Origin of the sequence: Bradyrhizobium sp. WYCCWR 12699, from assembly GCF_032144035.1 — a bacterium.
In the GTDB taxonomy this organism is placed as follows: domain Bacteria; phylum Pseudomonadota; class Alphaproteobacteria; order Rhizobiales; family Xanthobacteraceae; genus Bradyrhizobium.
In genome coordinates this window covers 120,749-144,458 of sequence record NZ_JAVTJN010000006.1, presented here as the reverse complement: position 1 = coordinate 144,458, position 23,710 = coordinate 120,749, and the positions used below count along the sequence as shown (strand labels likewise).

The 23,710-nt window shown below is 65.4% G+C and carries 22 protein-coding genes; 18 read left to right on the top strand and 4 right to left on the bottom strand.

Annotated elements, in window-relative coordinates:
- Nucleotides 1-888: 888 nt before the first annotated feature.
- Both ilvD and RPS27_RS07520 read left to right on the top strand, forming a co-directional pair.
- Nucleotides 889-2,610 (top strand): dihydroxy-acid dehydratase, encoded by a 1,722-nt coding sequence (gene ilvD / locus RPS27_RS07525; protein ID WP_194407970.1) that lies wholly within the window; start codon nucleotides 889-891, stop codon nucleotides 2,608-2,610.
- A complete protein-coding gene (locus RPS27_RS07520) occupies nucleotides 2,597-3,430 on the top strand; it encodes a tetratricopeptide repeat protein (RefSeq protein WP_212068565.1) in 834 nt (277 codons plus the stop codon). Before ilvD ends, RPS27_RS07520 begins: the two co-directional genes overlap by 14 nt.
- 53 nt (nucleotides 3,431-3,483) lie before the next feature.
- On the opposite strand, the gene xth is transcribed toward RPS27_RS07520, so the two are convergent.
- Nucleotides 3,484-4,281 carry an exodeoxyribonuclease III gene (xth, locus tag RPS27_RS07515; RefSeq protein WP_194407972.1) on the bottom strand — a complete coding sequence of 266 codons (798 nt, stop codon included), beginning with the start codon at nucleotides 4,279-4,281 and terminating at the stop codon, nucleotides 3,484-3,486.
- A 135-nt stretch (nucleotides 4,282-4,416) separates the two neighbouring features.
- Between xth and RPS27_RS07510 the strand changes: the two genes are divergently transcribed.
- Entirely contained in the window at nucleotides 4,417-6,759 is a 2,343-nt protein-coding gene (locus RPS27_RS07510) for an ATP-binding protein (RefSeq protein WP_212068566.1), read from the top strand.
- On the opposite strand, the gene erpA is transcribed toward RPS27_RS07510, so the two are convergent.
- On the bottom strand, nucleotides 6,756-7,085 hold the full coding sequence (erpA, locus tag RPS27_RS07505; protein ID WP_211416898.1) for an iron-sulfur cluster insertion protein ErpA: 330 nt from the start codon (nucleotides 7,083-7,085) through the stop codon (nucleotides 6,756-6,758). The two genes, RPS27_RS07510 and erpA, sit on opposite strands and share 4 nt — an antisense overlap.
- Before the next feature lie 130 nt (nucleotides 7,086-7,215).
- On the opposite strand from erpA, the gene RPS27_RS07500 reads away from it, so the two are divergent.
- From RPS27_RS07500 to surE, 12 genes are all read left to right on the top strand, one after another.
- Complete coding sequence (locus RPS27_RS07500; protein WP_212068567.1) at nucleotides 7,216-8,424, top strand: deoxyguanosinetriphosphate triphosphohydrolase; 1,209 nt, start codon at nucleotides 7,216-7,218, stop codon at nucleotides 8,422-8,424.
- A gap of 9 nt (nucleotides 8,425-8,433) precedes the next feature.
- A complete protein-coding gene (gene argS, locus RPS27_RS07495) occupies nucleotides 8,434-10,224 on the top strand; it encodes an arginine--tRNA ligase (protein WP_313753949.1) in 1,791 nt (596 codons plus the stop codon).
- A gap of 140 nt (nucleotides 10,225-10,364) precedes the next feature.
- Nucleotides 10,365-11,915, top strand: coding sequence for an SPOR domain-containing protein (locus tag RPS27_RS07490; protein WP_212068569.1), 1,551 nt, complete (start codon nucleotides 10,365-10,367; stop codon nucleotides 11,913-11,915).
- Between the two features lie 46 nt (nucleotides 11,916-11,961).
- Nucleotides 11,962-12,990 carry a beta-N-acetylhexosaminidase gene (gene nagZ, locus RPS27_RS07485; protein WP_212068570.1) on the top strand — a complete coding sequence of 343 codons (1,029 nt, stop codon included), beginning with the start codon at nucleotides 11,962-11,964 and terminating at the stop codon, nucleotides 12,988-12,990.
- Nucleotides 12,987-13,826, top strand: coding sequence for a segregation and condensation protein A (locus RPS27_RS07480; protein WP_194407977.1), 840 nt, complete (start codon nucleotides 12,987-12,989; stop codon nucleotides 13,824-13,826). Before nagZ ends, RPS27_RS07480 begins: the two co-directional genes overlap by 4 nt.
- Before the next feature lie 21 nt (nucleotides 13,827-13,847).
- Entirely contained in the window at nucleotides 13,848-14,612 is a 765-nt protein-coding gene (gene scpB, locus RPS27_RS07475; RefSeq protein WP_211416903.1) for an SMC-Scp complex subunit ScpB, read from the top strand.
- Nucleotides 14,613-14,776: 164 nt separating this feature from the next.
- Complete coding sequence (locus RPS27_RS07470) at nucleotides 14,777-15,010, top strand: twin-arginine translocase TatA/TatE family subunit (RefSeq protein WP_018317874.1); 234 nt, start codon at nucleotides 14,777-14,779, stop codon at nucleotides 15,008-15,010.
- 108 nt (nucleotides 15,011-15,118) lie between these two features.
- On the top strand, nucleotides 15,119-15,634 hold the full coding sequence (gene tatB / locus RPS27_RS07465) for a Sec-independent protein translocase protein TatB (protein ID WP_211416904.1): 516 nt from the start codon (nucleotides 15,119-15,121) through the stop codon (nucleotides 15,632-15,634).
- Nucleotides 15,631-16,449 (top strand): twin-arginine translocase subunit TatC, encoded by an 819-nt coding sequence (tatC, locus tag RPS27_RS07460; protein WP_313753948.1) that lies wholly within the window; start codon nucleotides 15,631-15,633, stop codon nucleotides 16,447-16,449. Before tatB ends, tatC begins: the two co-directional genes overlap by 4 nt.
- 138 nt (nucleotides 16,450-16,587) lie before the next feature.
- Nucleotides 16,588-17,925 (top strand): serine--tRNA ligase, encoded by a 1,338-nt coding sequence (gene serS, locus RPS27_RS07455; RefSeq protein ID WP_212068571.1) that lies wholly within the window; start codon nucleotides 16,588-16,590, stop codon nucleotides 17,923-17,925.
- Nucleotides 17,926-18,044: 119 nt separating this feature from the next.
- Nucleotides 18,045-18,407 (top strand): hypothetical protein, encoded by a 363-nt coding sequence (locus RPS27_RS07450; protein ID WP_211416907.1) that lies wholly within the window; start codon nucleotides 18,045-18,047, stop codon nucleotides 18,405-18,407.
- 104 nt (nucleotides 18,408-18,511) lie between these two features.
- A complete protein-coding gene (gene surE, locus RPS27_RS07445; RefSeq protein WP_194407983.1) occupies nucleotides 18,512-19,279 on the top strand; it encodes a 5'/3'-nucleotidase SurE in 768 nt (255 codons plus the stop codon).
- 24 nt (nucleotides 19,280-19,303) lie between these two features.
- Here the strand turns inward: surE and RPS27_RS07440 are convergent, their stop codons facing one another.
- Complete coding sequence (locus RPS27_RS07440; RefSeq protein WP_212068572.1) at nucleotides 19,304-19,675, bottom strand: response regulator; 372 nt, start codon at nucleotides 19,673-19,675, stop codon at nucleotides 19,304-19,306.
- Between the two features lie 256 nt (nucleotides 19,676-19,931).
- Here RPS27_RS07440 and RPS27_RS07435 point away from each other — a divergent pair, with 256 nt between their 5' ends.
- Both RPS27_RS07435 and RPS27_RS07430 read left to right on the top strand, forming a co-directional pair.
- The gene (locus tag RPS27_RS07435; RefSeq protein ID WP_212068573.1) at nucleotides 19,932-20,582 is read left to right on the top strand and encodes a protein-L-isoaspartate(D-aspartate) O-methyltransferase; all 651 of its coding nucleotides are present in this window, start codon (nucleotides 19,932-19,934) and stop codon (nucleotides 20,580-20,582) included.
- Nucleotides 20,583-20,691: 109 nt separating this feature from the next.
- Entirely contained in the window at nucleotides 20,692-22,086 is a 1,395-nt protein-coding gene (locus RPS27_RS07430) for a LysM peptidoglycan-binding domain-containing M23 family metallopeptidase (RefSeq protein ID WP_212068574.1), read from the top strand.
- A gap of 75 nt (nucleotides 22,087-22,161) precedes the next feature.
- On the opposite strand, the gene RPS27_RS07425 is transcribed toward RPS27_RS07430, so the two are convergent.
- Nucleotides 22,162-23,154 carry an ATP-binding protein gene (locus RPS27_RS07425; RefSeq protein WP_212068575.1) on the bottom strand — a complete coding sequence of 331 codons (993 nt, stop codon included), beginning with the start codon at nucleotides 23,152-23,154 and terminating at the stop codon, nucleotides 22,162-22,164.
- Nucleotides 23,155-23,335: 181 nt separating this feature from the next.
- On the opposite strand from RPS27_RS07425, the gene yajC reads away from it, so the two are divergent.
- The gene (yajC, locus tag RPS27_RS07420) at nucleotides 23,336-23,710 is read left to right on the top strand and encodes a preprotein translocase subunit YajC (RefSeq protein ID WP_194407988.1); all 375 of its coding nucleotides are present in this window, start codon (nucleotides 23,336-23,338) and stop codon (nucleotides 23,708-23,710) included.

The following is a 23,710-nucleotide window of genomic DNA, read 5'->3' as shown; positions in this document are numbered from 1 at the left end:
CCATCGCGCAGGGAAGGCCGAGTGATCGGCGTCACCTGTATGCTGCTGTGCGGTTCTTCCTGCGTGTGCATTTCGCGCAGCGGACCGCGGGTGTCTGTCGGCACCCGGCCTTCCCTGCACCCTCTTGGATTTGAGGGTGGAGCGACGAAGCAAAGCTCGGGCGAAATCAGCCGCGAGAATGCGAACGCGCGCTTGCCATCACACACCCGGTGTCATCGCCCCGTTTGGTGCGCGATTGCGCACGGGGGCGGGCGATCCAGTACTCCGAAAAAGCAGTGATTGAACCGAGAAGCCGCGGCGTACTGGATTCCCCACATTCACGGGGAATGACAGTTTGGAGATCGAACTTGCACCTCATGCTTCGTCGCAAGGGCTCCTCGCAATGACGGGGAGAGAGCAAGTGCGTCCCACGCCGCCGCGCTGTGCCCCGGGCGCAGCGCAGCGTCACTTGGACGGTGCGCTGCTGAGCCGGGGCCCATCGCACCGCGACCTCCGGTGCGGCTGCTGAATCCCGGATGCGAGAGTGCGGCAAGGCCGACTCACTCACTTTGCATACATCTCAGTCTCGAACCGGAGTGGCGTGCGCGCCTTGCCCGCAAAATCTCAAGTTGTGGAATGCCGTCTGCAAGATGGTATTACAGTAAGCGAACCCGTGTCTTCCCGGTAACGATTGTGCTGTCGGCGCAACACTCGGTTCCGATTTAACCTTCATCACTGGTGGTTCGCATCACCGCCGCTTTTTGGCCACACCCAAACATGAATAAAATCGCTCTAATGTTCTAAGGGCAGCGGCGGTCCTCGAAAGCGACGAGAAAATCCCAAGGTCGATTCAAATCTTGGCTCTGATTTTTCGCCTCTGAAAGGGTTCACCGGGGAAACTGGTTTGCGATGGGCGCCAAGATTGACAAGCAGAGGCTGCCAAGCCGTCACGTGACGGAAGGCCCCGCGCGCGCGCCCCATCGGTCCTATTTCTACGCCATGGGTCTGACCACCGAGCAGATCCACCAGCCCTTCGTCGGCGTCGCCTCCTGCTGGAATGAGGCCGCTCCCTGCAACATCGCGCTGATGCGTCAGGCCCAGGCGGTGAAGAAGGGCGTCGCGTCGGCCGGCGGCACCCCGCGCGAATTCTGCACCATCACCGTGACCGACGGCATCGCCATGGGCCATGACGGCATGCGCTCCTCGCTGCCGTCGCGCGAATGCATCGCCGATTCCGTCGAGCTCACCGTTCGCGGCCACGCCTATGATGCCCTGGTCGGGCTCGCCGGCTGCGACAAGTCGCTGCCGGGCATGATGATGGCGATGGTCCGTCTCAACGTGCCCTCGATCTTCATCTATGGCGGCTCGATCCTGCCCGGCACATTCCGCGGGCAGCAGGTCACCGTGCAGGACATGTTCGAGGCGGTCGGCAAGCACTCGGTCGGCGCGATGTCGGACGAGGACCTCGACGAGATCGAGCGCGTGGCGTGCCCCTCGGCGGGCGCTTGCGGCGCGCAGTTCACCGCCAACACCATGGCGACCGTCTCCGAGGCGATCGGCTTGGCACTGCCTTACTCGGCCGGTGCGCCTGCACCGTATGAGATCCGCGACGCCTTCTGCATGACTGCGGGCGAGAAGGTCATGGACCTGATCGCCCAGAACATCCGGCCGCGCGACATCGTCACCCGCAAGGCCCTGGAGAACGCCGCCGCCGTTGTCGCGGCGTCCGGCGGCTCGACCAATGCTGCGCTGCACCTACCGGCAATCGCGCATGAGTGCGGCATCAAGTTTGACTTATTCGACGTCGCCGAAATCTTCAAAAAGACACCATATGTCGCGGATTTGAAGCCGGGTGGCCGTTATGTCGCCAAAGACATGTTTGAAGTAGGTGGCATACCGCTTCTGATGAAGACGCTGCTCGACAACGGCTTCCTGCACGGTGATTGCCTTACCGTCACGGGCCGCACGATCGCTGAAAACCTCAAGAGCGTGAAGTGGAATCCGCACCAGGACGTGGTGCACCCGGCAGACAAGCCCATCACCGTGACAGGCGGTGTGGTCGGCCTGAAGGGCAATTTGGCGCCAGAAGGTGCGATCGTGAAAGTCGCGGGAATGTCCAACCTCAAGTTTACCGGTCCGGCCAGGTGCTTCGACCGCGAGGAGGATGCTTTCGAGGCGGTCCAGCAGCGCACCTACCGCGAAGGCGAAGTCATCGTGATCCGCTACGAGGGGCCGAAGGGCGGCCCCGGCATGCGGGAAATGCTCCAGACCACCGCGGCGCTGACCGGCCAGGGCATGGGCGGCAAGATCGCGCTCATCACCGACGGCCGCTTCTCCGGCGCCACCCGCGGCTTCTGCATCGGCCATGTCGGGCCGGAAGCTGCCATTGGCGGCCCGATCGGGCTGCTCGAGGACGGTGACATCATCGAGATCGATGCGGTCAATGGGACCCTTAACGTTAAATTGAGCGACGCCGAGCTCGCCCAGCGCAAAACCAAATGGAGCGCTCGCGCGACTAACCACACGTCGGGTGCGCTCTGGAAATATGCTCAGCAGGTTGGACCAGCGGTCGGGGGGGCAGTGACCCATCCGGGCGGCGCGCACGAGAAACAGTGTTATGCGGACATCTAGGCGTGCCATAGTTGCGTTTGTGTTGGGGGTCGGTGCGCTGGCCGCGCCGGCGCTTGCCTTCGACGGCGCTCCGGTCAACCCGAAGGATGCGACCATCCCGGTCGTGACCACCTTGCCGGGGACCGCGGCGACCATGCGCGGCAGGATCGCGCCGTCGCCCGCGCCGCAGGAGACCTCGCTCAGTGCGCTGCAATATGCCGCCGAGGGTGGCCACCCCATCGCGCAGTGGAAGCTTGGCCGCATGTACGCCAATGGCGACGGCGTCGCCCAGGACGATCTGCGCGCCTTCGAATATTTCAGCCGGATCGCCAACGCGCATGCCGAGGACAGCCCGTCGGCGCCGCAGGCGCAGATCGTGGCCAACGCCTTCGTCGAGCTCGGCCGTTACTATCTCAGCGGCATCCCGAACTCGAAGGTCAAGTCGGATCCGGAGCGGGCGCGGGAGATGTTCTCCTATGCCGCGTCCTATTTCGGCAATGCCGATGCGCAATACGATCTCGCCCGGCTGTACCTGAAGACGTCGGACGCCTCGCGTGAGGATTTCCGCTATGGGGCGCGCTGGCTCGGTCTTGCCGCGCAGAAGGGCCAGCACGAGGCGCAGGCGCTGCTCGGCCAGATGCTGTTCAACGGCGACCGTCTGCCGCGGCAGGCCGCCCGTGGCCTGATGTGGCTGACCCTGGCGCGCGACAGCGCCAGCACGGAAGAGACCTGGATCAAGGAAAGCTACAACCGCGCTTTCGCCAAGGCCTCCGACGACGACCGCGCCATGGCCCTGCAATTGCTGGAGCAGTGGGTGCAGGGCGCCAGCAACAGGCGCTGAACGCAGTGCTGTAGGGTGGGCAGAGCGCAGCGTGCCCACCAGTTCAGCGCAGGCTAGGCAGCCTCCAGATCGAGATCCGCCCACACCGGCACGTGGTCCGACGGCTTCTCCCAGCCGCGCACATAGCTGTCGATCCCGACATTGGCGAGCTTGTCGCTGGCCTGCGGCGACAGCAGCAGATGGTCGATCCGCAGCCCCTGGTTCTTCTGCCAGGCGCCGGCCTGGTAGTCCCAGAAAGTGTACAGCCCGCCCTCGTCGGTGACGGCCCGCAAGGCATCGGTCAGGCCGAGGCCGAGCAGGGACTGGAAGCTCTCCCGCGTCTCGGGCTTGAACAGCGCGTCCTCGGTCCAGGCGGCCGGATTGTGCACGTCGCGGGCATGCGGGATGACGTTGAAGTCGCCTGCCAGGATCAGCGGCTCCTCGGTCTTGAGGCGCTCCTTCGAATAATCAAGAAGCCGGGACATCCATTTGAGTTTGTAGGGATATTTCTCGGTCCCGACCGGATTGCCGTTGGGCAGGTAGAGGCAGGCGATGCGCAGCACCCCTCGCTTCAGCGTCACGACTCCCTCGAGGAAGCGGGCATGGGCGTCCTCGTCGTCGCCGGCGAGCCCCGACTTGGTCTCGTCGAAGCGAAGCTTGGAGAGCAGGGCGACGCCGTTGAAGGTCTTCTGCCCGTGCGTGACCACGTTGTAGCCGAGCGCCTCGATCTCCAGCCGCGGAAAGGCCTCGTCGACGCATTTGATCTCCTGGAGGCAGACGATGTCCGGCTGGCACTCCTTCAGCCAGGTCAGCAGCAGGTCGATCCGCTGCCGGACCGAGTTCACGTTCCAGGTGGCTACTCTGATGGGCATGTCGGCAGGCTCCGGACCAAGGGCCATGGTTAGAACAAACTGCAAACGCGCCCGTCAAGGATGCCGCAAAATCTCCCACAAAATTAACCCGGCTTAAGCAGGCCTCAGGCCATTGATCGTCAAAAGGTTCCTCGGATGGGATGGCCGGACAAGTCGATGAAGCGAAGCGAGCCGCGTGACGGCCTGATCGGCGCGTTCCTGTATTGGCTCGGCGGCTTCGAGATCGAGGACGGCCTGACCGCCGGTCTCAGCGAGCGCGAGATCCGCCGCATCCGCGCCAAGCAGATCGACGCCGTGACGCGGCTGATCCCGATGACGATGGCGGTGACGATGCTGAACGTCGCCATCGTGCTGATCCTGTTCTGGGGCCACGGCTGGAACGACTTCCTCGCGATCTGGGGCCTGACGCTCGCCACCACCGCTTCGCTCGCGGTGCGCTCGTGGCGGAGGTCGCATCAGAACCCGCCGCAGGAGGCCTCGCCCCGCGCCGCGCGGCAGATGCTGCGGCAGGCGGTGTTCCTCGCCGCGATCTGGGGCGCGCTGCCGCTCGCCCTGTTCAGCCGCATCGAGCCGACCAGCCAGCTGATCCTGGCCTGCCTGATGGTCGGCATGATGTCGGGCGGCGCCTTCACGCTCTCGACATTCCCGCGTGCCGGCCTCGTCTATCTCGCCACCATGACGGTCGCCTGCGCCGGGGCGCTGCTGCTCTGCGGCACCGGGCCCTATTTGGTGACTGCGGTCTTCCTGCTGCTGTTCGCATTTTTCATGGCGCGCAACATCGTCTCGCAGGGCAATCTGTTCCTCGGCAATCTCAAGGCCCAGCTCGAGCTGGAGCGGCAGACCGAGATCATCTCGCTGCTGCTGAAGGACTTTCAGGAGAACGCCAGCGATTGGCTGTGGCAGACCGATGCCGAAGGCCATCTGGTCGACGTGCCCGAGCGCTTCGCCGCCGTCGCGCAGCTGCCGCTTCCGCTGCTGAAGGGATCGCATTTCGCCGACGTGCTCGACATGCTCTGCCCCGAGGACAAGAGCGCGGCCTACAACGTCGTCGGCCTGATGGAGCAGAACGAGCCGCTGCACGAGATGAACATCAAGGTCGTCGCCGGCGGCGAGGCGCGGCTGTGGTCGCTGACGGCCAAGCCCGCCTATGACCGCGAGGGACATTTCCTCGGCTATCGCGGCTTCGGGCGCGACGTGACCGAGCGCTGGCGCGCGGAAAAGGCCGAGGCCGAGAGCCGCGCCAAGTCCGACTTCCTCGCCGTGATGAGCCATGAGATCCGCACGCCCATGAACGGCGTGCTCGGGCTTGCCAGCATGCTGCTCGAAACCAAGCTCGATCCGGAGCAGCGCGAAGCGGTTACCACGATCCGCGAATCCGGCGACAATCTCCAGCGCATCCTCAACGACATCCTCGACCTGTCCAAGCTCGAGGCCGGACGCTTCCAGTTCGAGGCGATCGATTTCGCTCCGCAGACCTTGGTCGAGACGGTCGCAAACGTCGCGCGCGCGAGCGCCCACAGCAAGGGCAAGAGCAAGGGATTGGCAATCAAGGTCGAGCTCGATCCGAACCTGCCGCCGGCGCTGCGCGGCGACGCCGCGCGCATCCGCCAGGTGCTGCTCAACCTCGCGTCCAACGCGGTGAAATTCACCGATGAAGGCGAAGTGACGATCTCCGCGACCTGTCAGGCGCGCCGCGACCTGCTGGCGACCGTGGAATGGGCGGTCACCGACAGCGGCATCGGTATCGCCTCCGAAAAGCTCGGCCAGCTCTTCAGCGATTTCGCACAGGCCGATGCCTCGATCAGCCGCCGCTTCGGCGGCACCGGGCTTGGGCTTGCGATCTCCAGGCGCATCATCGAGCAGATGGGCGGCACTATCGGCGTCACCTCGACGCCGGGGCAGGGCTCGACCTTCCGTTTCACGCTGGTGCTGCCCTGGAGCCAGGCGCAAGCCTCCGACCAAGCGTCCAGTCGCGACGAGGCCGAGGAGCTCAAGGCTCGCATCGCCAGCCTCGATCGGCCGCTGAAGGTGCTGGTCGCCGAGGACGATGCGGTCAACCGCATGGTCGTGAGCAAGATGCTGGGGGCCTTCGATGTCGAGCTGCGGGTCGTCACCGACGGTACCGAGGCGGTCGCGGCGGCCTCCGAAGGCGAATACGACGTCGTGCTGATGGACGTGCGCATGCCCGACATGGACGGGCTTGCCGCCACCCGCGCGATCCGCGCCCAAGGCGAGCGCTTCGAGACCTTGCCCATCGTCGCGCTGACTGCCAACGCCTTCCCCGAGGACGTCAGGATCTGCCGCGAGGCTGGCATGTCGGACTTCCTCGCCAAGCCCCTGCGCAAGCCGGCGCTGGTCGCGGCCCTGCTGCGCGCACTGGACGGACACGTGATGTCCGAGGATGCGCCGCTCCAGCCGGAGCTGATGCCGGTCGAGGTGGAGTGGACGGACGAGGAGAGGCAGATAACGGGCGCTTAGACCGAGAAGCTGGTCCCGCAGCCGCAGGACGCGGTGGCGTTGGGATTGTTGACCCGGAACGAGGCGCCGATCAGATCGTCGACGAAATCGACCTGCGATCCCTCCAGGAACGGCTGCGAGGCGGAATCGACCAGCACCACCGCATTCTCCTGCTCGATCACGAGATCGTCGTCGGTCCGCGCGCGGTCGATGTCGAATTTGTACTGGAAACCCGAGCAGCCGCCGCCTTCGACGGAAATGCGCAGCATCGCACCAGAGCCTTCGCCCTTGAGGATCTCCCCAATCCGGCGGGCGGCCCGGTCACTGATGGTCACGGCAGTGGTCATTGCTGGTCTCCGAATAGTCCCGTCGTCCCGCGGTCACACTGGGGTCTTGCCCATTTCATTTGGTATCCCGCGTCCGGCATAGTTAAGTGCAAGGATACGCAGAATCAAATGGATAGGGACTAAATTCGTCGTGTCCGTCGGAATGGCAGCCCCCCGCGCGCCCTATGCCTGCGATCCCGACCGCAGCCGCGGCCGGCTGGTCGTGGAGCCGCCGAGCCGGACCCGCAGCCCGTTCCGGCGGGATTGCGACCGGGTGATCCATTCCACCGCGTTTCGCCGCCTGAAGTACAAGACCCAGGTGTTCGTGTTCCACGAGGGCGATCACTACCGCACCCGCCTGACCCATTCGCTGGAGGTGGCCCAGATCGCCCGCGCCTTGGCACGGCAGCTCGGCCTCGACGAGGACCTCACCGAAACCCTGGCGCTCGCCCATGATCTCGGACATCCCCCGTTCGGCCATGCCGGCGAGCGGGCGCTGGACGCCTGCCTGAAGGAGTTCGGCGGCTTCGACCACAACGCCCAGACGCTCCGCGTCGTCGCCTCGCTCGAGCATCGCTATCCTGAATTCGACGGGCTCAACCTGACCTGGGAGTCGCTGGAGGGCATCGTCAAGCACAACGGACCGCTGACCGACCGCAGCGGCGCGCCGGTCGGACGCTATCGCGAGCACGGCATCCCAGTCGGCATAGCCGACTACATCAAGACCTACGATCTCGAATTGTGGAGCTTCGCCTCGCTGGAAGCGCAGGTCGCCGCCATTGCCGACGACATCGCCTATGACGCCCATGACATCGACGATGGCCTGCGCGCCGGCCTGTTCCATCTCGACGATCTCAAGGTGATGCCGCTCACGGCCGAGATCATCGCCGAGACGTCGGCGCATTACCCTGACCTCGAAGACCTCAGGCGCGGCGCCGAGCTGGTGCGCGAGCTGATCTCGCACCTGATCGGCGCGGTGTTCGCCGAGGCGCAGAAGAACCTCGCCGCCGTGGAGCCGCAATCGGCCCAGGACGTGCGCCAGCAGAGCCGGGCCCTGGTCGCGTTTCCGGCCGAGGTCGCCGAGGAAGAGGCCGCCATCAAGCGTTTCCTCTACCAGCACATGTACCGCCACAAGCGGGTGATGCGGGTGATGGGCGAGGCGGAGCAGATCCTGTTCGACCTGTTCGCCAAATACCTGCAATCCCCCGGCGAGCTGCCGCCGGAATGGTTGCTCGGGGCGGAAGCGGACAACGAGGGCGACCGGGCTCGCCGGATCGGCAATTTCATTGCCGGAATGACCGACCGTTTCGCCCTGACCGAGCACCAACGGCTTTTTGACTCGACCCCGGATTTGCGTTAGGCGGCGGCCATGCCCCAGACATCCTCATCCCTGCATTTGTTCGCCGACGTGCTTGCACGCGTGCATGCCGCCTGCCGCACGCTTGCGGCGGAAGCCAACTGGCCCGAGGGCATCGATTTCGCGCGCGTCGTGGTCGAGCCGCCGCGCGATGCCTCCCATGGCGACATGGCGACCAACGCCGCGATGGTGCTGGCGAAAGAGGCGAAGGCAAAACCGCGCGAACTCGCCGAGCAGATCGCCGAGCGGCTGCGGGCGGATGCGCTGATCGCCAAGGTCGACGTCGCCGGTCCCGGCTTCATCAATCTGACCTTGAAGCCGGCCGCCTGGGCCGAGGCGCTGCGGACGGTGCTGCGCGAGGCCGCCGATTACGGCCGCGTCCGTGGCGGCTCCAAGGTGAATGTGGAATACGTCTCGGCCAATCCGACCGGGCCGATGCATGTCGGCCACTGCCGCGGCGCCGTGTTCGGCGACGCGCTGGCCAGCCTGCTCCAGTTCGGTGGCCACGACGTCACGCGCGAATATTACATCAACGACGCCGGCGCCCAGGTCGACGTGCTCGCGCGCTCCGCGTTCCTGCGCTATCGCGAGGCGCTCGGCGAGGACATTGGTGCGATCCCGGAAGGGCTCTATCCCGGCGATTATCTGAAGCCGGTGGGACAGGCGCTCGCGAAGGAGCACGGCGACAAGCTCCTCGCAATGAGCGAAGCCGCGTGGCTGCCGACGGTGCGCGCCAAGGCGATCGCGATGATGATGGACGAGATCAAGGACGATCTCGCCGCGCTCAACATCCGCCACGACGTATTCTTCTCGGAGCGCTCGCTGATCGAGGGCGGCAACAACAAGGTTGCCGAGACCATCGATTTCCTGAAGGCCAAGGGCGACATCTACGAAGGGCGGCTGCCGCCGCCGAAGGGCGCACCGGTCGAGGACTGGGAAGATCGCGAACAGTTGCTGTTCAAGGCGACCGCTTATGGCGACGACGTCGATCGTCCGCTGATCAAGTCGGACAATTCCTACACCTACTTCGCCTCCGACATCGCCTACCACAAGAACAAGTTCGACCGTGGTTTTGCGGAGATGATCGACGTCTGGGGCGCCGACCATGGCGGCTACATCAAGCGCATGCAGGCGGCGGTGAAGGCGACGACGTCGGGCAAGGGCTCGCTCGACGTCAAGATCGTTCAGCTCGTGAAGCTGCTGCGCAATGGCGAGCCGGTCAAAATGTCCAAGCGGAGCGGGGCCTTCGTCACCTTGCGTGAGGTGGTGGATGAAGTCGGCCAGGACGCCGTCCGCTTCATGATGCTCTATCGCAAGAACGACGCGGTGCTCGACTTCGACCTCGCCAAGGTCATGGAACAGTCGCGCGACAACCCCGTGTTCTACGTCCAGTACGGCCACGCCCGCGGCCACTCGATCTTCCGCAACGCGCGGGCCGAAGTGTTCCCGGAACTGCCGGAAGACGCGGGCAAGCGGATCGCGTGGCTCAGTGAGTCGGCGGTGGAGCGGTTGTCAGACCCGGTCGAGCTTGAACTTCTCAAGCGCCTCGCAATATATCCTCGCATGCTCGAAGCCGCCGCCGCGGCCCACGAGCCGCACCGAATTGCCTTCTATCTCTATGATTTAGCCAGCGAATTTCATGCACTTTGGACGAAGGGGCGCGATTTGCCCTATTTACGCTTCATTATCAATAATGATGCAGATCTAACAAAGGCGCGGCTGGCCATGGTCCAGGGCGTCGTCTCGGTTCTGGCATCGGGCCTCGCCATCCTCGGCGTCCATGCTCCGAACGAGATGCGGTAGTTTGGGGCGAACTACTTAAGGGGAATTCGGGGGTAACCGGCAGAAGCCGGATCGCTTAGACTTGGTTGAAAGCCTTGTGGGTCGAAAGCCGTGCCTTGGTCGAGGGGCGCGCGGCTTTCCCGAAGGGACGCATCATCACGATGGCCGAACGATATCAGGATAGACCGTTTCCTTCCGATGACTATGGTCGCGGTGGCGATCAGCATGGCAGAACGGACAGCGATCCCTTGGCTGAGCTCGCCCGCCTGATCGGACAGACCGATCCTTTCGCCGCGCAAGCGCGGCCCGGCGCGCGCCCGCCCGCAGCGTCTCCGCCCGCACAGTCCTATCAGGACGACGACTATCGGCAGGACGATGATCAGCAGGACTATGCCGAACCGGCCCAGCCGACTCCGCCCGGGCCACCGTCATGGATGCGTCGCGCCAATGTGCAGCCGCAGCCGGCACCCGCGCCGGAGCCTGATTATCCCGTCTCCGTGAACCCGGTCCATCCGTTGCATCGCTATTCCGCTCAGCCCGCCGCGCCGGAGCCTGACTTTCGTCAGCCGCAGGCCTATCAGGATCACGCCTATCAGGATCATGCCCATCAGGGGCAGGATCAGGCCTATCAGCAGCAGTCCTATCAGGACCCGTACCAGCAGCCCGATCCCGCGCGCTACGACGATGCGCTCTATGGCCGTCTCGAGGCTGGCGAGCAGGACTATCAGCGCGAGCCCGCCTATCCCGACGATCCCTACGCCTATCAGAGCGACTATCCCGACGCCGAAGTCGAGGAGCCCCGGAAGCAGCGCGGCGGCATGATGACGGTCGCGGCGATCCTGGCGCTTGCCGTGGTCGGCACGGGCGCAGCCTTCGCCTACAAGACCTATGTCGGCTCGCCCCGCAGCGGTGAGCCGCCGATCATCAAGGCCGACAACACGCCGACCAAGATCGTGCCCGCGCCGACGGATTCGTCGGCCAAGGTGCCGGATCGCATGGTGACCGGCGATGGCACCGAGAAGATCGTGCCGCGCGAAGAGGCGCCGGTGGATGTCAACGCCAAGGCGGGCGGTCCCCGCGTGGTGTTCCCGCCGCTGAACCAGAATGCGAACCCGCCGTCGGTCGCGAGCGTGTCGCCGTCGGCGGTGCCGCCGCCGGGTGCAAGCAACGGCACCCTGCCGAACAATTCGCCGCGCTCGATCAGGACGGTCGCCGTGAAGGGTGATCAGACCGATAGCGCCACGCCGCAATCGGCCGCTGCCAAGCCCGCCGTTGCGCCGAAGCCTGTTGCTGCGCCCGTCGCACCGGCAGCCCCGCGCAATCCGCCGACCTCGGCCAATGCCAGCGCCAACCAGCCGATGTCGCTGGCGCCGCAATCGACGCCGGCGGCGGAGCCGACGCAGCGGATGGCTGCGACCGCTCCGACCCAGATTGCGCCCGCCAGCAGCGGCGGTGGCGGCTACATCGTGCAGGTCTCCTCGCAGCAGAGCGAGGACAGCGCCGCCGCGTCGTACCGCGTGCTTCAGAGCAAGTATGGCAGCGTGCTCGGTTCTCGCTCGCCGGTGATCAAGCGCGTCGACCTGACCGACAAGGGCAAGGGCGTCGTCTACCGCGCCTTCGCGGGGCCCTATGCCTCGGCGGAGGAGGCGACGCATGCTTGCAACAGCCTGAAGTCCGCGGGCTTGTCCGCCTGCTTCGTCCAGAGGAATTAACGGCGGTTTCCTTGACCCCCTCGCGGGTCAGGGTTAATCGGCCGTTATGAGCACGCGGGCCTTCATTACCGGCGTTTCCGGAACGGAACTGACCGCCGTCGAGCGGGAGTTTATCCGCGACCAGCGCCCATGGGGCTTCATCCTCTTCAAGCGCAATGTCGCCTCGCCAGCTCAAGTCGCTGCATTGGTTGCGGAATTACGAAGCTCGGCAGGCGCCCCCGACGCGCCTGTGCTGATCGATCAGGAAGGCGGGCGGGTGCAGCGGCTCGGTCCGCCGCACTGGCCGGTCTATCCGCCGGGCGCTGTGTTCTCGACCCTGTACGACACTGATTCGGCGCTTGGGCTCACCGCGGCGCGCCTGTCGGCCCGTTTGATCGCCGCCGATCTCGCCGATCTCAGCATCACCGTGGACTGCCTGCCGCTGGCCGACGTGCCGGTGCCGGGCGCCGATGCCGTGATCGGGAACCGGGCCTACGGCACGGAGCCGGCCAAGGTTGCGGCGATCGCGCGCGCGGTCACCGAGGGCTTGGAGCAGGGCGGCGTGCTGCCGGTCCTCAAGCACATTCCCGGCCATGGCCGGGCTACCGCGGACACCCATTTCAAACTGCCGACGGTCGATACGCCGCGGAACGAGCTGGAACGAACCGATTTCGCGGCATTCAAGCCGCTGTCGGACCTGCCGATGGCCATGACTGCACATGTTGTGTTTAGCGCGGTCGACCCCGCCCATCCGGCGACGACATCTGCGACAATGATTGCTGACGTGATTCGCGGCGCAATCGGGTTCCAGGGTTTGTTGATGAGTGATGACGTGTCGATGAACGCGCTGTCGGGAAATATCGCCGAACGGACCCGCGCCATCTTCGCGGCCGGCTGCGACGTGGCCCTGCATTGCAACGGCAATATCGAGGAAATGCGCGCGGTGGCCGGTGAGACACCCGAGCTGTCGGGCCGGGCGCTGGAGCGGGCGAATGCCGCGCTCGCCGCCCGCAAGGCGCCGCAGCCGCTCGACCGCGCGGCCGCACGCGCGGAACTGGACGCACTGATCGCACGGGCAAACACGGCATCCGCATGACCGCAGAAATTCTATCCTTCGAGACCGGGCGGCCCGCAGAGCTTGCCGAGGGTGAGCCGGCGTTGGTGGTGGACGTCGAGGGCTATGAGGGCCCGCTCGACCTGCTGCTCGCGCTGGCGCGGCAGCAGAAGGTCGATCTCGCCAAGATCTCGATCCTGGCGTTGGCCGACCAATATCTCCACTTCATCGAAGCCGCCCGAAAGATCCGGCTCGAGCTTGCCGCCGACTATCTCGTGATGGCGGCGTGGCTCGCCTTCCTGAAGTCGCGCCTGTTGCTGCCGGAGCCGCCGAGCGCGGAAGGCCCGAGCGCCGAGCAGATGGCAACCGCCCTTGCCAACCGCCTGCGCCGGCTCGAAGCCATTCGCGAGGCCGCCAACCGCCTCATGAACAGGCCCCAATTGCAGCGCGACATCTTCGCGCGCGGCGAGCCCGAGCATATCGCCGAGATCAAGCATCCGAAATACACGGCGACGCTGTACGATCTGCTCACCGCCTATGCCTCGCAGCGCCAGTCGCGCGTGCTGGCGAGCGTGCATCTGGCCAAGCGCACGGTGTGGTCGCTCGCCGAAGCGCGCGCCACGCTGGAGCGGCTGGTCGGCAGTATCACCGAGCAGGATGACTGGGGCGTGCTCGATGACTTCCTGATCCGCCACGTCGCCGATCCCACGCAGCGCGCGACCGTGTTCGCCTCGAGCTTTGCCGCCGCGCTCGAATTGGTGCGCGAAGGTCAGCTGGAACTGAACCAGAAAGAGGCGTTTGCACCCATCTATTTCCGGAAGGGGCGCCCAAAACCGGTCCCGGACGCAGCTCCTGCGCCTGATGCGCCGGTCGGTTAAGTGCAAGAAGGAGAATCTGCCATGGCAAGCCTGGCTGAAGTGCGGGTAGAAGAGGCCGAGCCGATGGAGAACGAATCCCAGGCACGTCCCGAGGAATTGCGGCTGCTGGAAGCGCTGCTGTTCGCTTCGAGTGAACCGCTGGATACGGCAACGCTGGCCAAGCGCATGCCCGAGGGCGTCGACGTCAAGGCTGCGCTCGAGCAGCTCCAGGCCGACTATTCCTTGCGCGGGGTGAATCTCGTCCGCGTCGCCAACAAATGGACCTTCCGCACCGCCGGCGATCTCGCCTGGCTGATGACGCGGGAGAGCACCGAGACCCGTCGCCTGTCGCGTGCGGCGATCGAGGTGCTGGCGATCATTGCCTATCACCAGCCGGTGACGCGCGCCGAGATCGAGGAGATCCGCGGCGTCGTCACCTCGAAGGGTACGCTCGACGTGCTCTTGGAGACGGGCTGGATCAAGCCGCGTGGCCGGCGCAAGACGCCGGGCCGCCCGCTGACCTTCGGAACCACCGAGGACTTCCTGTCGCAATTCACCCTGGAACAGCTCGGCGATCTGCCGGGCCTCGAGGAGCTCAAGGGCACGGGTCTGCTGGATTCGCGTCTGCCGACCGGATTCAGCGTGCCGACGCCGTCCGATGACCCGCAACTGCGCGAAGACGAGGATCCGCTGGAACCCGGCGAGGACCTCGATCTGGCGCTGGCGCCTGCGGTCGAGCCCGAGACTGCTGAAGCGGCCCCTGAAGGCGGCCATGAGGATCGCGGCGAGGGCGGCAGCGAGGACTGACGTACCGTCCGCCGAGAGCCCCTGCGACAGTTAACATTAGCAAGATTGCGTAGCGCCCACAGCGAATTGGCGCTGCCTTGGTCCTTGTTTTTGAGGCCTGCCAAGCCTAGGTTTCGGTGAAGATCGGCCGGGTCCCCGGCCATGCGCGTTTGGAGGGTTGCAGGATGGGTTCACTGAGCATTTGGCACTGGATCCTGGTGATCGCAGTGGTCCTGCTGCTGTTCGGCCGCGGCAAGATTTCGGATCTGATGGGCGACGTGGCGCAGGGCATCAAGGCGTTCAAGAAGGGCATGCAGGACGACGACAAGCCCGCCGAAAAGCCCGAGCCGGCCAAGTCGATCGAGCACAATGGTGCACCGACCGCGGCGCGGTCCGACGTCGGCAGCAAGGCCGTCTGAGCCGAAAGAAGCACGCGAGAGGCGGCTAGCCGCCCCGGTCCTGCGCGCAAGGGATTGGGCCGGTTGCGGCGTCGCGTGAGTTGCGGCTTGGCGTGAACGGAAGACCTCATGTTCGACATCGGGTGGAGTGAACTGGTCCTCATCGGGGTCGTGGCCCTGATCGCCATCGGCCCGAAAGAGCTGCCGGGCGTGCTGCGCATGGTGGGGCAGTGGATGGGCAAGGCGCGCAAGATGGCCGCCGAATTCCAGGGCCAGTTCCAGGAAGCGATGCGCGAGGCCGAGATGGCCGACCTCAAGAAGAGTTTTGACGAGGTCAAGGAAGCCGCCACCGGCTTCAATCCGCTGACTTCGCTGCAGAAGGACGTCAGCGACGCGCTCCGCGTCGATGCGCTGGACAAGCCGGCGGAGACGCCGACCACCACGGCTGTCGAACCGCCGGCGACTTCAAGTGAAGCGCCTGTCACTCCCACCACTCCGGAAGCGCCGACGCCAGCGACCTTCATGGAAGCCGAGGCGCATGCGGCGGCGAACGAGCCGCTGGCCATCACCCGTGAGGTCGAGCAGGCCAAGGTTGCGCAGGACACCGCGCCATCCGAAGCGATCAAGGACGCCAAAGCGTCATGACCGACGCCGATATCGAGGCCAGCAAAGCCCCGCTGATGGACCATCTGATCGAGCTGCGCTCGCGGCTGATCAAGGCGCTGATCGGCTTTGGCATCGCGTTCATCTTCTGCTTCTTCTTCGCCAAGCAGATCTTCAACGTGCTGGTATGGCCCTATGTCCTGGCCGTCGGCGATCCCGGAAACGCCAAGCTGATTTACACGGCGTTTCTGGAATATTTCCTGACCCAGCTGAAGCTGGCGATGTTTGGCGCGGCCTTCATCTCGTTCCCGATCGTGGCGGGGCAGATCTACATGTTCGTGGCGCCCGGGCTCTACAAGCACGAGAAGCAGGCTTTCCTGCCGTACCTGGTCGCGACGCCGTTCTTCTTCGTGCTGGGCGCGGCGCTGGTCTATTTCGTCGTGTTCCCGATGCTGGCGCGCTTCTCGCTGGGCATGCAGCAGCTCGGCAGCGACGAGACCGCAAAGATCGAGCTATTGCCGAAGGTCGGCGAATATCTGTCGCTGATGATGTCGCTGATCTTCGCCTTCGGCATTGCCTTCCAGCTTCCGGTGATCCTGACGCTGCTCGGGCGGATCGGCATCGTCACCTCGAAGATGCTGCGCGAGAAGCGGCGCTATTTCATCGTCATCGCCTTCGTCATCGCGGCCGTGCTGACGCCGCCCGACGTGATCAGCCAGTGCTCGCTCGCGATTCCGCTGATGGCGCTCTATGAGGGCTCGATCATCGCGGTAGCCATGGTGGAGAAGAAGGCGGCCGCTGCTGCGCAGTCCGGCACCGGCACCGACGTATCGACGCCGGCCAATCCGGCGGAGTAGGGCCCTTTTCGCTCTATCATCGCGCCGCTCAGCCCTTGATTCGTCATGCCCGGGCTTGACCCGGGCATCCACGACTTGATCTAAGGCGGCAGAGACGTGGATGGCCGGGATAAACCCGGCCATGACGGGAAGACAGCCATGCACGACATCAAATCGATCCGCGACAATCCGCAAGCCTTCGACGCCGGTCTCGCCCGGCGGGGTCTGAAGCCGCTCTCGGCCTCGCTGCTCGCGATCGACGAGACGCGGCGTGCGGCGATCCTGGCGTCCGAGCAGGCGCAGGCGCGGCGCAATGCGGCTTCCAAGGAAATCGGCGACGCCAAGAAAGCGAGGGACGAAGCGCGCGCGGCCAAGCTGATGGCCGAGGTCGCCGAGCTCAAGACCACGATGCCGCAGCTCGAAGCCGCAGCGAAAGCTGCCGACGAGGAGCTGAGCAGAGAGCTGTCCGCGATCCCGAACATTCCGTTCGACGAGGTGCCCGACGGCGTCGACGAGCACGGCAACGTGCAGCGCCATGTGTTCGGCAACAAGCGCAACTATAGCTTCGTGCCGAAGCTGCATGACGATCTCGGCACGGCGCTGGGCCATATGGATTTCGAGGCGGCGGCAAAACTCTCCGGCGCGCGCTTCGTCGTGCTGAAGAAGGCGCTGGCGCGTCTCGAGCGTGCGCTCGGCCAGTTCATGCTGAACCTGCACGTCGACGAGCACGGCTATACCGAGATCAATCCGCCGCTGCTGGTGCGCAACGAGATCATGTTCGGCACAGGGCAATTGCCGAAATTCGAGGACGACCAATTCTGGGCGATCAAGGGCGAGCTTCTCGTTGCGCCCGACCAGGAGCGGCTGAGGAATGAGCGCCTCGGCCTCATCCCGACCGCTGAAGTGTCGCTCACCAACCTCGCGCGCGAATCCATCCTCGACGAGAAGCAGCTTCCGATGCGGCTTACCGCGCTGACGCCGTGCTTCCGCGCGGAGGCCGGGGCTGCCGGGCGCGATACCCGCGGCATGATCCGCCAGCATCAGTTCACCAAGGTCGAGCTGGTCTCGATCACGACGCCGGAAGCGAGCAAGGACGAGCTGGAGCGGATGCTGTCCTGCGCCGAGCAGGTGCTGCAGAGGCTCGGTCTGCATTATCGCGTGATGACGCTTTGCGCAGGGGATATGGGATTCTCGTCGCAAAAAACCTATGACATCGAGGTTTGGATGCCGGGCCAGGGCCAGGGCGAGGGCGGAGCGTTCCGCGAGATCTCGAGCTGCTCGGTGTGCGGCGACTTCCAGGCGCGCCGCATGGATGCGCGCTCGCGCGGCCCCGACGGCAAGCCGCGCTTCGTGCACACGCTGAACGGCTCGGGCACGGCGCTCGGCCGCGCGCTGATCGCGGTGATGGAGACTTATCAGCAGGAGGACGGATCGATCGCGGTCCCCGACGTGCTGCAGCCTTACATGGGCGGGCTGAAGGTGATCGGGCGCGACTGAAGCGTTTTCGAGCGAAGTGGATACCGGCTCGCGTCAGGAAAACGCGTCAAGCAAGAATCGCGTTGCGAAGATCGGACGGCCGGTTATCCTGCCGGCCCCGCAACGCGAACCCACCGTTCATGGCCTTGCACCGCGACATCTTCTGGGTCGGCAGACAATGGGCGGTGACCGGTGCCGGCATTCAGGCCGTCGATCAGCGCCTGCGCGGCGTGCTCGATATCGACATCGCGCGGCTCTGGGACGACCGTCTCGTGCAGGCTCGGCGGGCCAAGCCCGGCGTGAATGCCGCTGATTTCGACAAAGCGCTGACGATGGCGCGTGAACGCTTTCCGCAGGCGCCGGAGTCGAATCCGCTGGTTGCGCAATTGGAGGCGCTTGGCGTGATCGAGGCCCCCGTCGTCAGTCCGGCCGTCCCGGCGATGCAGCTGCGCGCGGAGGGCCGGCTGGCGCGCTTCCTGCCGCAATGGCGCATCCGCCGCTGACTGGGCAGGGAACCTGCCGCCGGACCGCAATCGCCCGGTTTGCCTGATCGGCCCCAGCCGGATAAGACGGCTCAGACCCCGCTTTTCTGGAATCGACCCTTCGCATGCGCATCCTCTGCACCAATGACGACGGCATCCACGCCCCCGGCCTCAAGGTCGTGGAGGAGATCGCGCGAGCATTGTCCGACGACGTCTGGGTGGTGGCGCCCGAGCTCGACCAGTCCGGCGTGTCGCACTCGCTGTCGCTGAACGATCCGTTGCGCTTGCGCGAGGTCGGGCCCCGGCATTTTGCCGTGCGCGGCACGCCGACCGACTGCGTCATCATGGGCGCGCGCCACATCCTGGGGCCCAAGCTGCCCGACATCGTGCTGTCCGGGGTCAACAAGGGCCGCAACGTCGCCGAGGACGTGGTCTATTCCGGTACCATCGCCGGCGCGTTGGAGGGTACGATCCTTGGCCTGCCGTCGTTCGCGCTGTCGCAGGAGTTCAGCGTCGAGACCCGCGAGCGCCCGCCGTGGGACACCGCGCGCAAGTTCGGGCCCGACATCCTGCGCAAGGTGATTGCCGCGGGTATCCCGAAGGACACTGTCATCAACGTCAACTTCCCGTCCTGCGCGCCGGAGGATGTGCTCGGCATCCGCGTCACGCGCCAGGGCAAGCGCAATCTCGGATTCCTGCGGATCGACGAGCGCAAGGACGGGCGCGGCAATCCCTATTTCTGGATCGGCTTCGAGCGCGCCGCGATGATGGACACGCCGGCAGACGGTACCGATCTCGCCGCGCTGCGCGAGCGCTATGTCTCGGTCACGCCGCTCAGGCTCGACCGCACCAATGAGGCGTTTTCGGAAGAGCTCAGCGCGACGCTGAAATAACGGCCATCCGGGCTACGGAATTCCCTAGCCGCCGCGGAGCGCGGCTTCGATGGTCTTGCCGAGCGCGTCGAGCTGAAACGGCTTCTGAAGCGCCGGCCGGTCGCGGTACTGCTCGGGCAGGCCGGAGGAGCCGTAGCCCGTGGCGAAGATGAACGGGCAGCCCTTGGCCTTGATCACGTCGGCGACCGGAGAAATGACCTTGCCGTTGACGTTGACGTCGAGAATGGCGATGTCGAATTCGGTCACCTGGGCAAGCCGCATCGCCTCGTTGATGTCGCCAGCCTCGGCTGCGACCTTGTAGCCGAGCTCCTCGAGCATGTCCGCGACCATCATCCTGATCATCACCTCGTCCTCGACGAGGAATACAGAGCGGCCGGAAAGCCCTGTGGCGGTCATGGTTGAGTCCTTGCCCATTGCCAAAAACGTTCGCAGATAACACGAATTGACGCAATGCGCGTTTCGATCAATGGAGGCCTGAAAATGGTCATCGCAGCGTCCGTGGCAAGCCTATTTGTGGTCAAATGCTTCGCTCGAAGGCTATCATGAGTTCCTCGAGCAGGAACACGATTCTGGTGCCCGGGCTTGATGCCCACCGGGCGAGCCAGGACGGCACGCGTTAAGACAGCACTCGCCAAGACAGCACAAGCAGGCAATGACCTCCCATCAGCACCCGCCGGAAAAGATGATGTTTCAGCTCACGCTGAGGCGTCGGGGCATCAGCGACCAGGCGGTGCTGCGAACCATGGAGGCGGTGCCGCGCGAGCAATTCGTCGACGAGGTCGATCGCGAGGCCGCTTACCGCGACAGTGCGCTGCCGATCGCCTGTGGGCAGACCATCAGCCAGCCCTTCGTCGTGGCCTACATGACCGAGCAGTTGCAGCTCCAGAAGCAGCACCGTGTGCTGGAGATCGGGGCGGGTTCCGGCTATCAGGCGGCCGTGCTATCGCGGCTCGCCGGCCAGGTCCTGACGGTCGAGCGCTATCGCAAGCTTGCGGACAGGGCACGCGCCAGGCTTGAAAAACTCGGCTGCCACAATGTCGAGGTGATGCTTGGGGACGGTCTCAATCTGCCGCCCAATATCGGCCCGTTCGATCGCATCATTGTCACTGCTGCGATGGAGCAGATTCCGGAGAATCTGGTCGAGCGGCTGGAGGTTGGCGGCATCCTGATCGCGCCGGTCGGCCCGCATCAGGGCGTGCAGACCCTGGTCCGCCTGACCCGCGGCGCAGCCGGCATCGAGCGCAAGGAACTCGTCGAGGTCCGCTTCGTGCCGGCGCTCCCCGGGGTGGCGCGGGAGCTGTAGAATTCCGGATCGGCTGTGCCGCCAACATCTTATTGGGAGGGTTAAGCCGTTATTTACTCGGCGCGTGTTTACTTAAAACACCAGTTCTGTTGCGTACGAGTGAGTAACCATGTCCGCTGTCGCCGAGTTGCTTTACTCGCGCCGCGTGCCGCAGGTCGCGGTGCTGGCGCTGATTTCCTTCAGCTTCGCAGGGTGCAGCGCCGACATGTCGTCGCGGCTGTCCCAGTCGAACTTCTCCAATCCCTTCGCGTCGGACCAGACCGGCTCGGTGCAGCATGCGCCGCCGCCGCAGCCCCGTGAGCTGCCGCAATATGCGCGGCCGCAGACCCAGTCCGGCTATTATCAGTCGCAGCCCTTGCCGCCGCCGGCGGTGTCCGCGCCGCAATCCTATCCCGTTGCCGCAGGTGGAGGGGTGTCCGGAGGCGGGCGCGGCGTCAGCTCCTACGCGCCCCCGGCGCAGCCGCATCTGGAGACCACGGCCACCGTGCCGCCGCGCTCCGTTGCGGCCGCTCAGCCGACTGGCGGGACCAAGATCATCGTCGGGACCAGCGACACGCTCGACGTGCTCGCCAAGCGCTATCACGTCACGCCGCAGGCGATCCTTGCCGCCAACGGCTACAAGGGCCCGCGCGCGCTTTCGCCCGGCCAACAGCTGATCATTCCGCATCCGGCCACGGCCGCTGCGCCGGCGATGGCCCCGGTCGCGGCAGCTCCCGCGATGGCGCCTGCTGCGAAGCCGGTTGCCGCCATGGCGGCACCTTCAAGCACCCACTTCGTCAATCATGGCGACACCCTCGCCAGCATTGCCCGCAAGAACCATATCTCGTCGGCCGAGCTTGCTCGCGCCAACGGTCTCGATCCGTCGGCCAAGCTCAAGCTCGGCACCAAGCTGAATGTGCCGGGCGCAAAGACCGCTGCCGTCGCGGCGCCGGTTGCCGCAGCTCCGGTCGGACATGCTCCGGTGGCTGGCGCGCTGCAGCCCGTTGCTGCCGCTCCCGCGCCCGTCACGAAGATGGCCGCAGCCGGCGCACCCGTGCAGAGCGCGCGCCTCGCCCAGGCCACCACCACGATCGAAGAGAAGCCCGCCGAGGCCCCGGCGAAGGCTGCGGAGACCACCAGCGCGCTGCCGACCTTCCGCTGGCCGGTGCGCGGCAAGGTGGTCACGAGCTACGGCGCCAAGACCAACGGCAAGTCCAATGACGGCATTAATCTCGCGGTGCCCGAGGGGACGCCCGTCAAGGCGGCCGAAGATGGCGTCGTTGCCTATTCCGGCAACGAGCTGAAAGGTTACGGCAATCTGGTCCTGGTTCGGCACTCCAACGGCTACGTCACCGCATATGCCCATGCGAGTGAGCTGATGGTGAAGCGCGGCGATACCATCAAGCGCGGTCAGGTCATTGCCAAGTCGGGTCAATCCGGGGAGGTGGCGTCGCCGCAGCTCCACTTCGAGATCCGCAAGGGATCGAGCCCGGTTGACCCCCTTCAATTCCTGAACGGGGCGTGAGGCGCCGCCAAATTGTCGCTCGTAAATAAATCGCCCGCGAAAGCGGGCGATCTCGTTTTGGGGCGACGGCTTCCGCTAGTTCGCCTTCAGTTTGACACCTAGCCGGCCCGCCAGTTCCTGCACGAACTGCCAGGCGACGCGGCCCGAGCGGGAGCCGCGGGTGGTCGACCATTCCAGTGCCTCGCGCTCCAGCGCCTCGTCGCCGGCCTCAACGCCGAAATGGCTGCAATAGCCGCGCACCATGGCGAGGTATTCGTCCTGGCTGCAGCGGTGGAAGCCGAGCCAGAGGCCGAAGCGATCGGACAGCGACACCTTCTCCTCGACGGCTTCGCCGGGATTGATGGCGGTCGAGCGCTCGTTCTCGATCATGTCGCGCGCCAGCAGATGGCGGCGGTTCGAGGTGGCATAGAGGATGACGTTCTCGGGCCGGCCCTCGATGCCCCCTTCAAGCACGGCCTTGAGCGATTTGTAGGACGCGTCGTTGCCGTCGAAGGAGAGGTCGTCGATGAACACGATGAAGCGGAAGCTGGCGTCGCGGAGCTTCTCCATCAGCATCGGCAGCGTCTCGATGTCCTCGCGGTGGATCTCGATCAGCTTCAGCCTGTCGGCCGGCTTGCGCTCCACGTTGATGCTGGCATGCGCGGCCTTCACCAGCGACGATTTGCCCATGCCGCGTGCGCCCCAGAGCAGGGCGTTGTTAGCGGGCAGGCCACCTGCGAAACGCTCGGTGTTCTCCATCAGGATGTCGCGCATCCGGTCGATGCCCTTGAGCAGGAACAGCTCGACGCGGCTGACCCGCGGCACGGCCGCAAGGCGGCCGTCTGGGTGCCAGACATAGGCGTCCGCGCGTTCGAACGACTCACGCGCGGCGGCCGGCTTGGCCTGGGCGGCGAGATGCGCCGCAATGGTCTCCAGCGCGCGGACGATGCGCTCCTGGGAGAGGTCCGGGGCTGCCTTCGCGGCCCCCTCGGGAGTCCCCTTGGGGCGTTTTGCCGCGACGCGGGCGGGCTTGCGGGCAGGGGTACGGGGGCCTTTGCCGGCCGGGCTTTTGGTTGGTTTTTGGGGCATGTCCGAAGTTCCTGAGAACGCAGCCTTATCGGGCCTGAGGGGCCGCCGCAAGGTGGCCAAATCGCCGGTCTGGCAGCGTTGCAATTGGGGCAATGGCCGCTATAGTCCGCGCGAATTTGACCGAGCCGGTCGCCTTTGAGGGCCTGACCGGCTTTCCCCCGTTCTCACGAGGATCGTCCGAATGCTGATTACCCCTGCGTATGCCCAGGCCGCGGGCGCCGGTGACACCAACAGCATGTTGATGTCGCTGCTGCCGTTCGCCCTGATCTTCGTGATCATGTACTTCCTGATTCTGCGTCCGCAGCAGAAGAAGGTCCGCGACCACGCCGACCTCGTGAAGAACATCCGCCGCGGCGACACCGTCGTGACCTCGGGCGGCCTCGTCGGCAAGGTCACCAAGGTCGTCGACGACGACCAGATCGAGTTCGAGATTTCCGACGGCGTGCGGGTGCGCCAGATGCGCCAGATGATCTCCGGGGTGCGCGCCAAGGGCGAGCCGGCGAAGGAATCCAAGGATAGCAAAGAAGCCGCCAAGGACGACGCTTCGTCGAAGTGA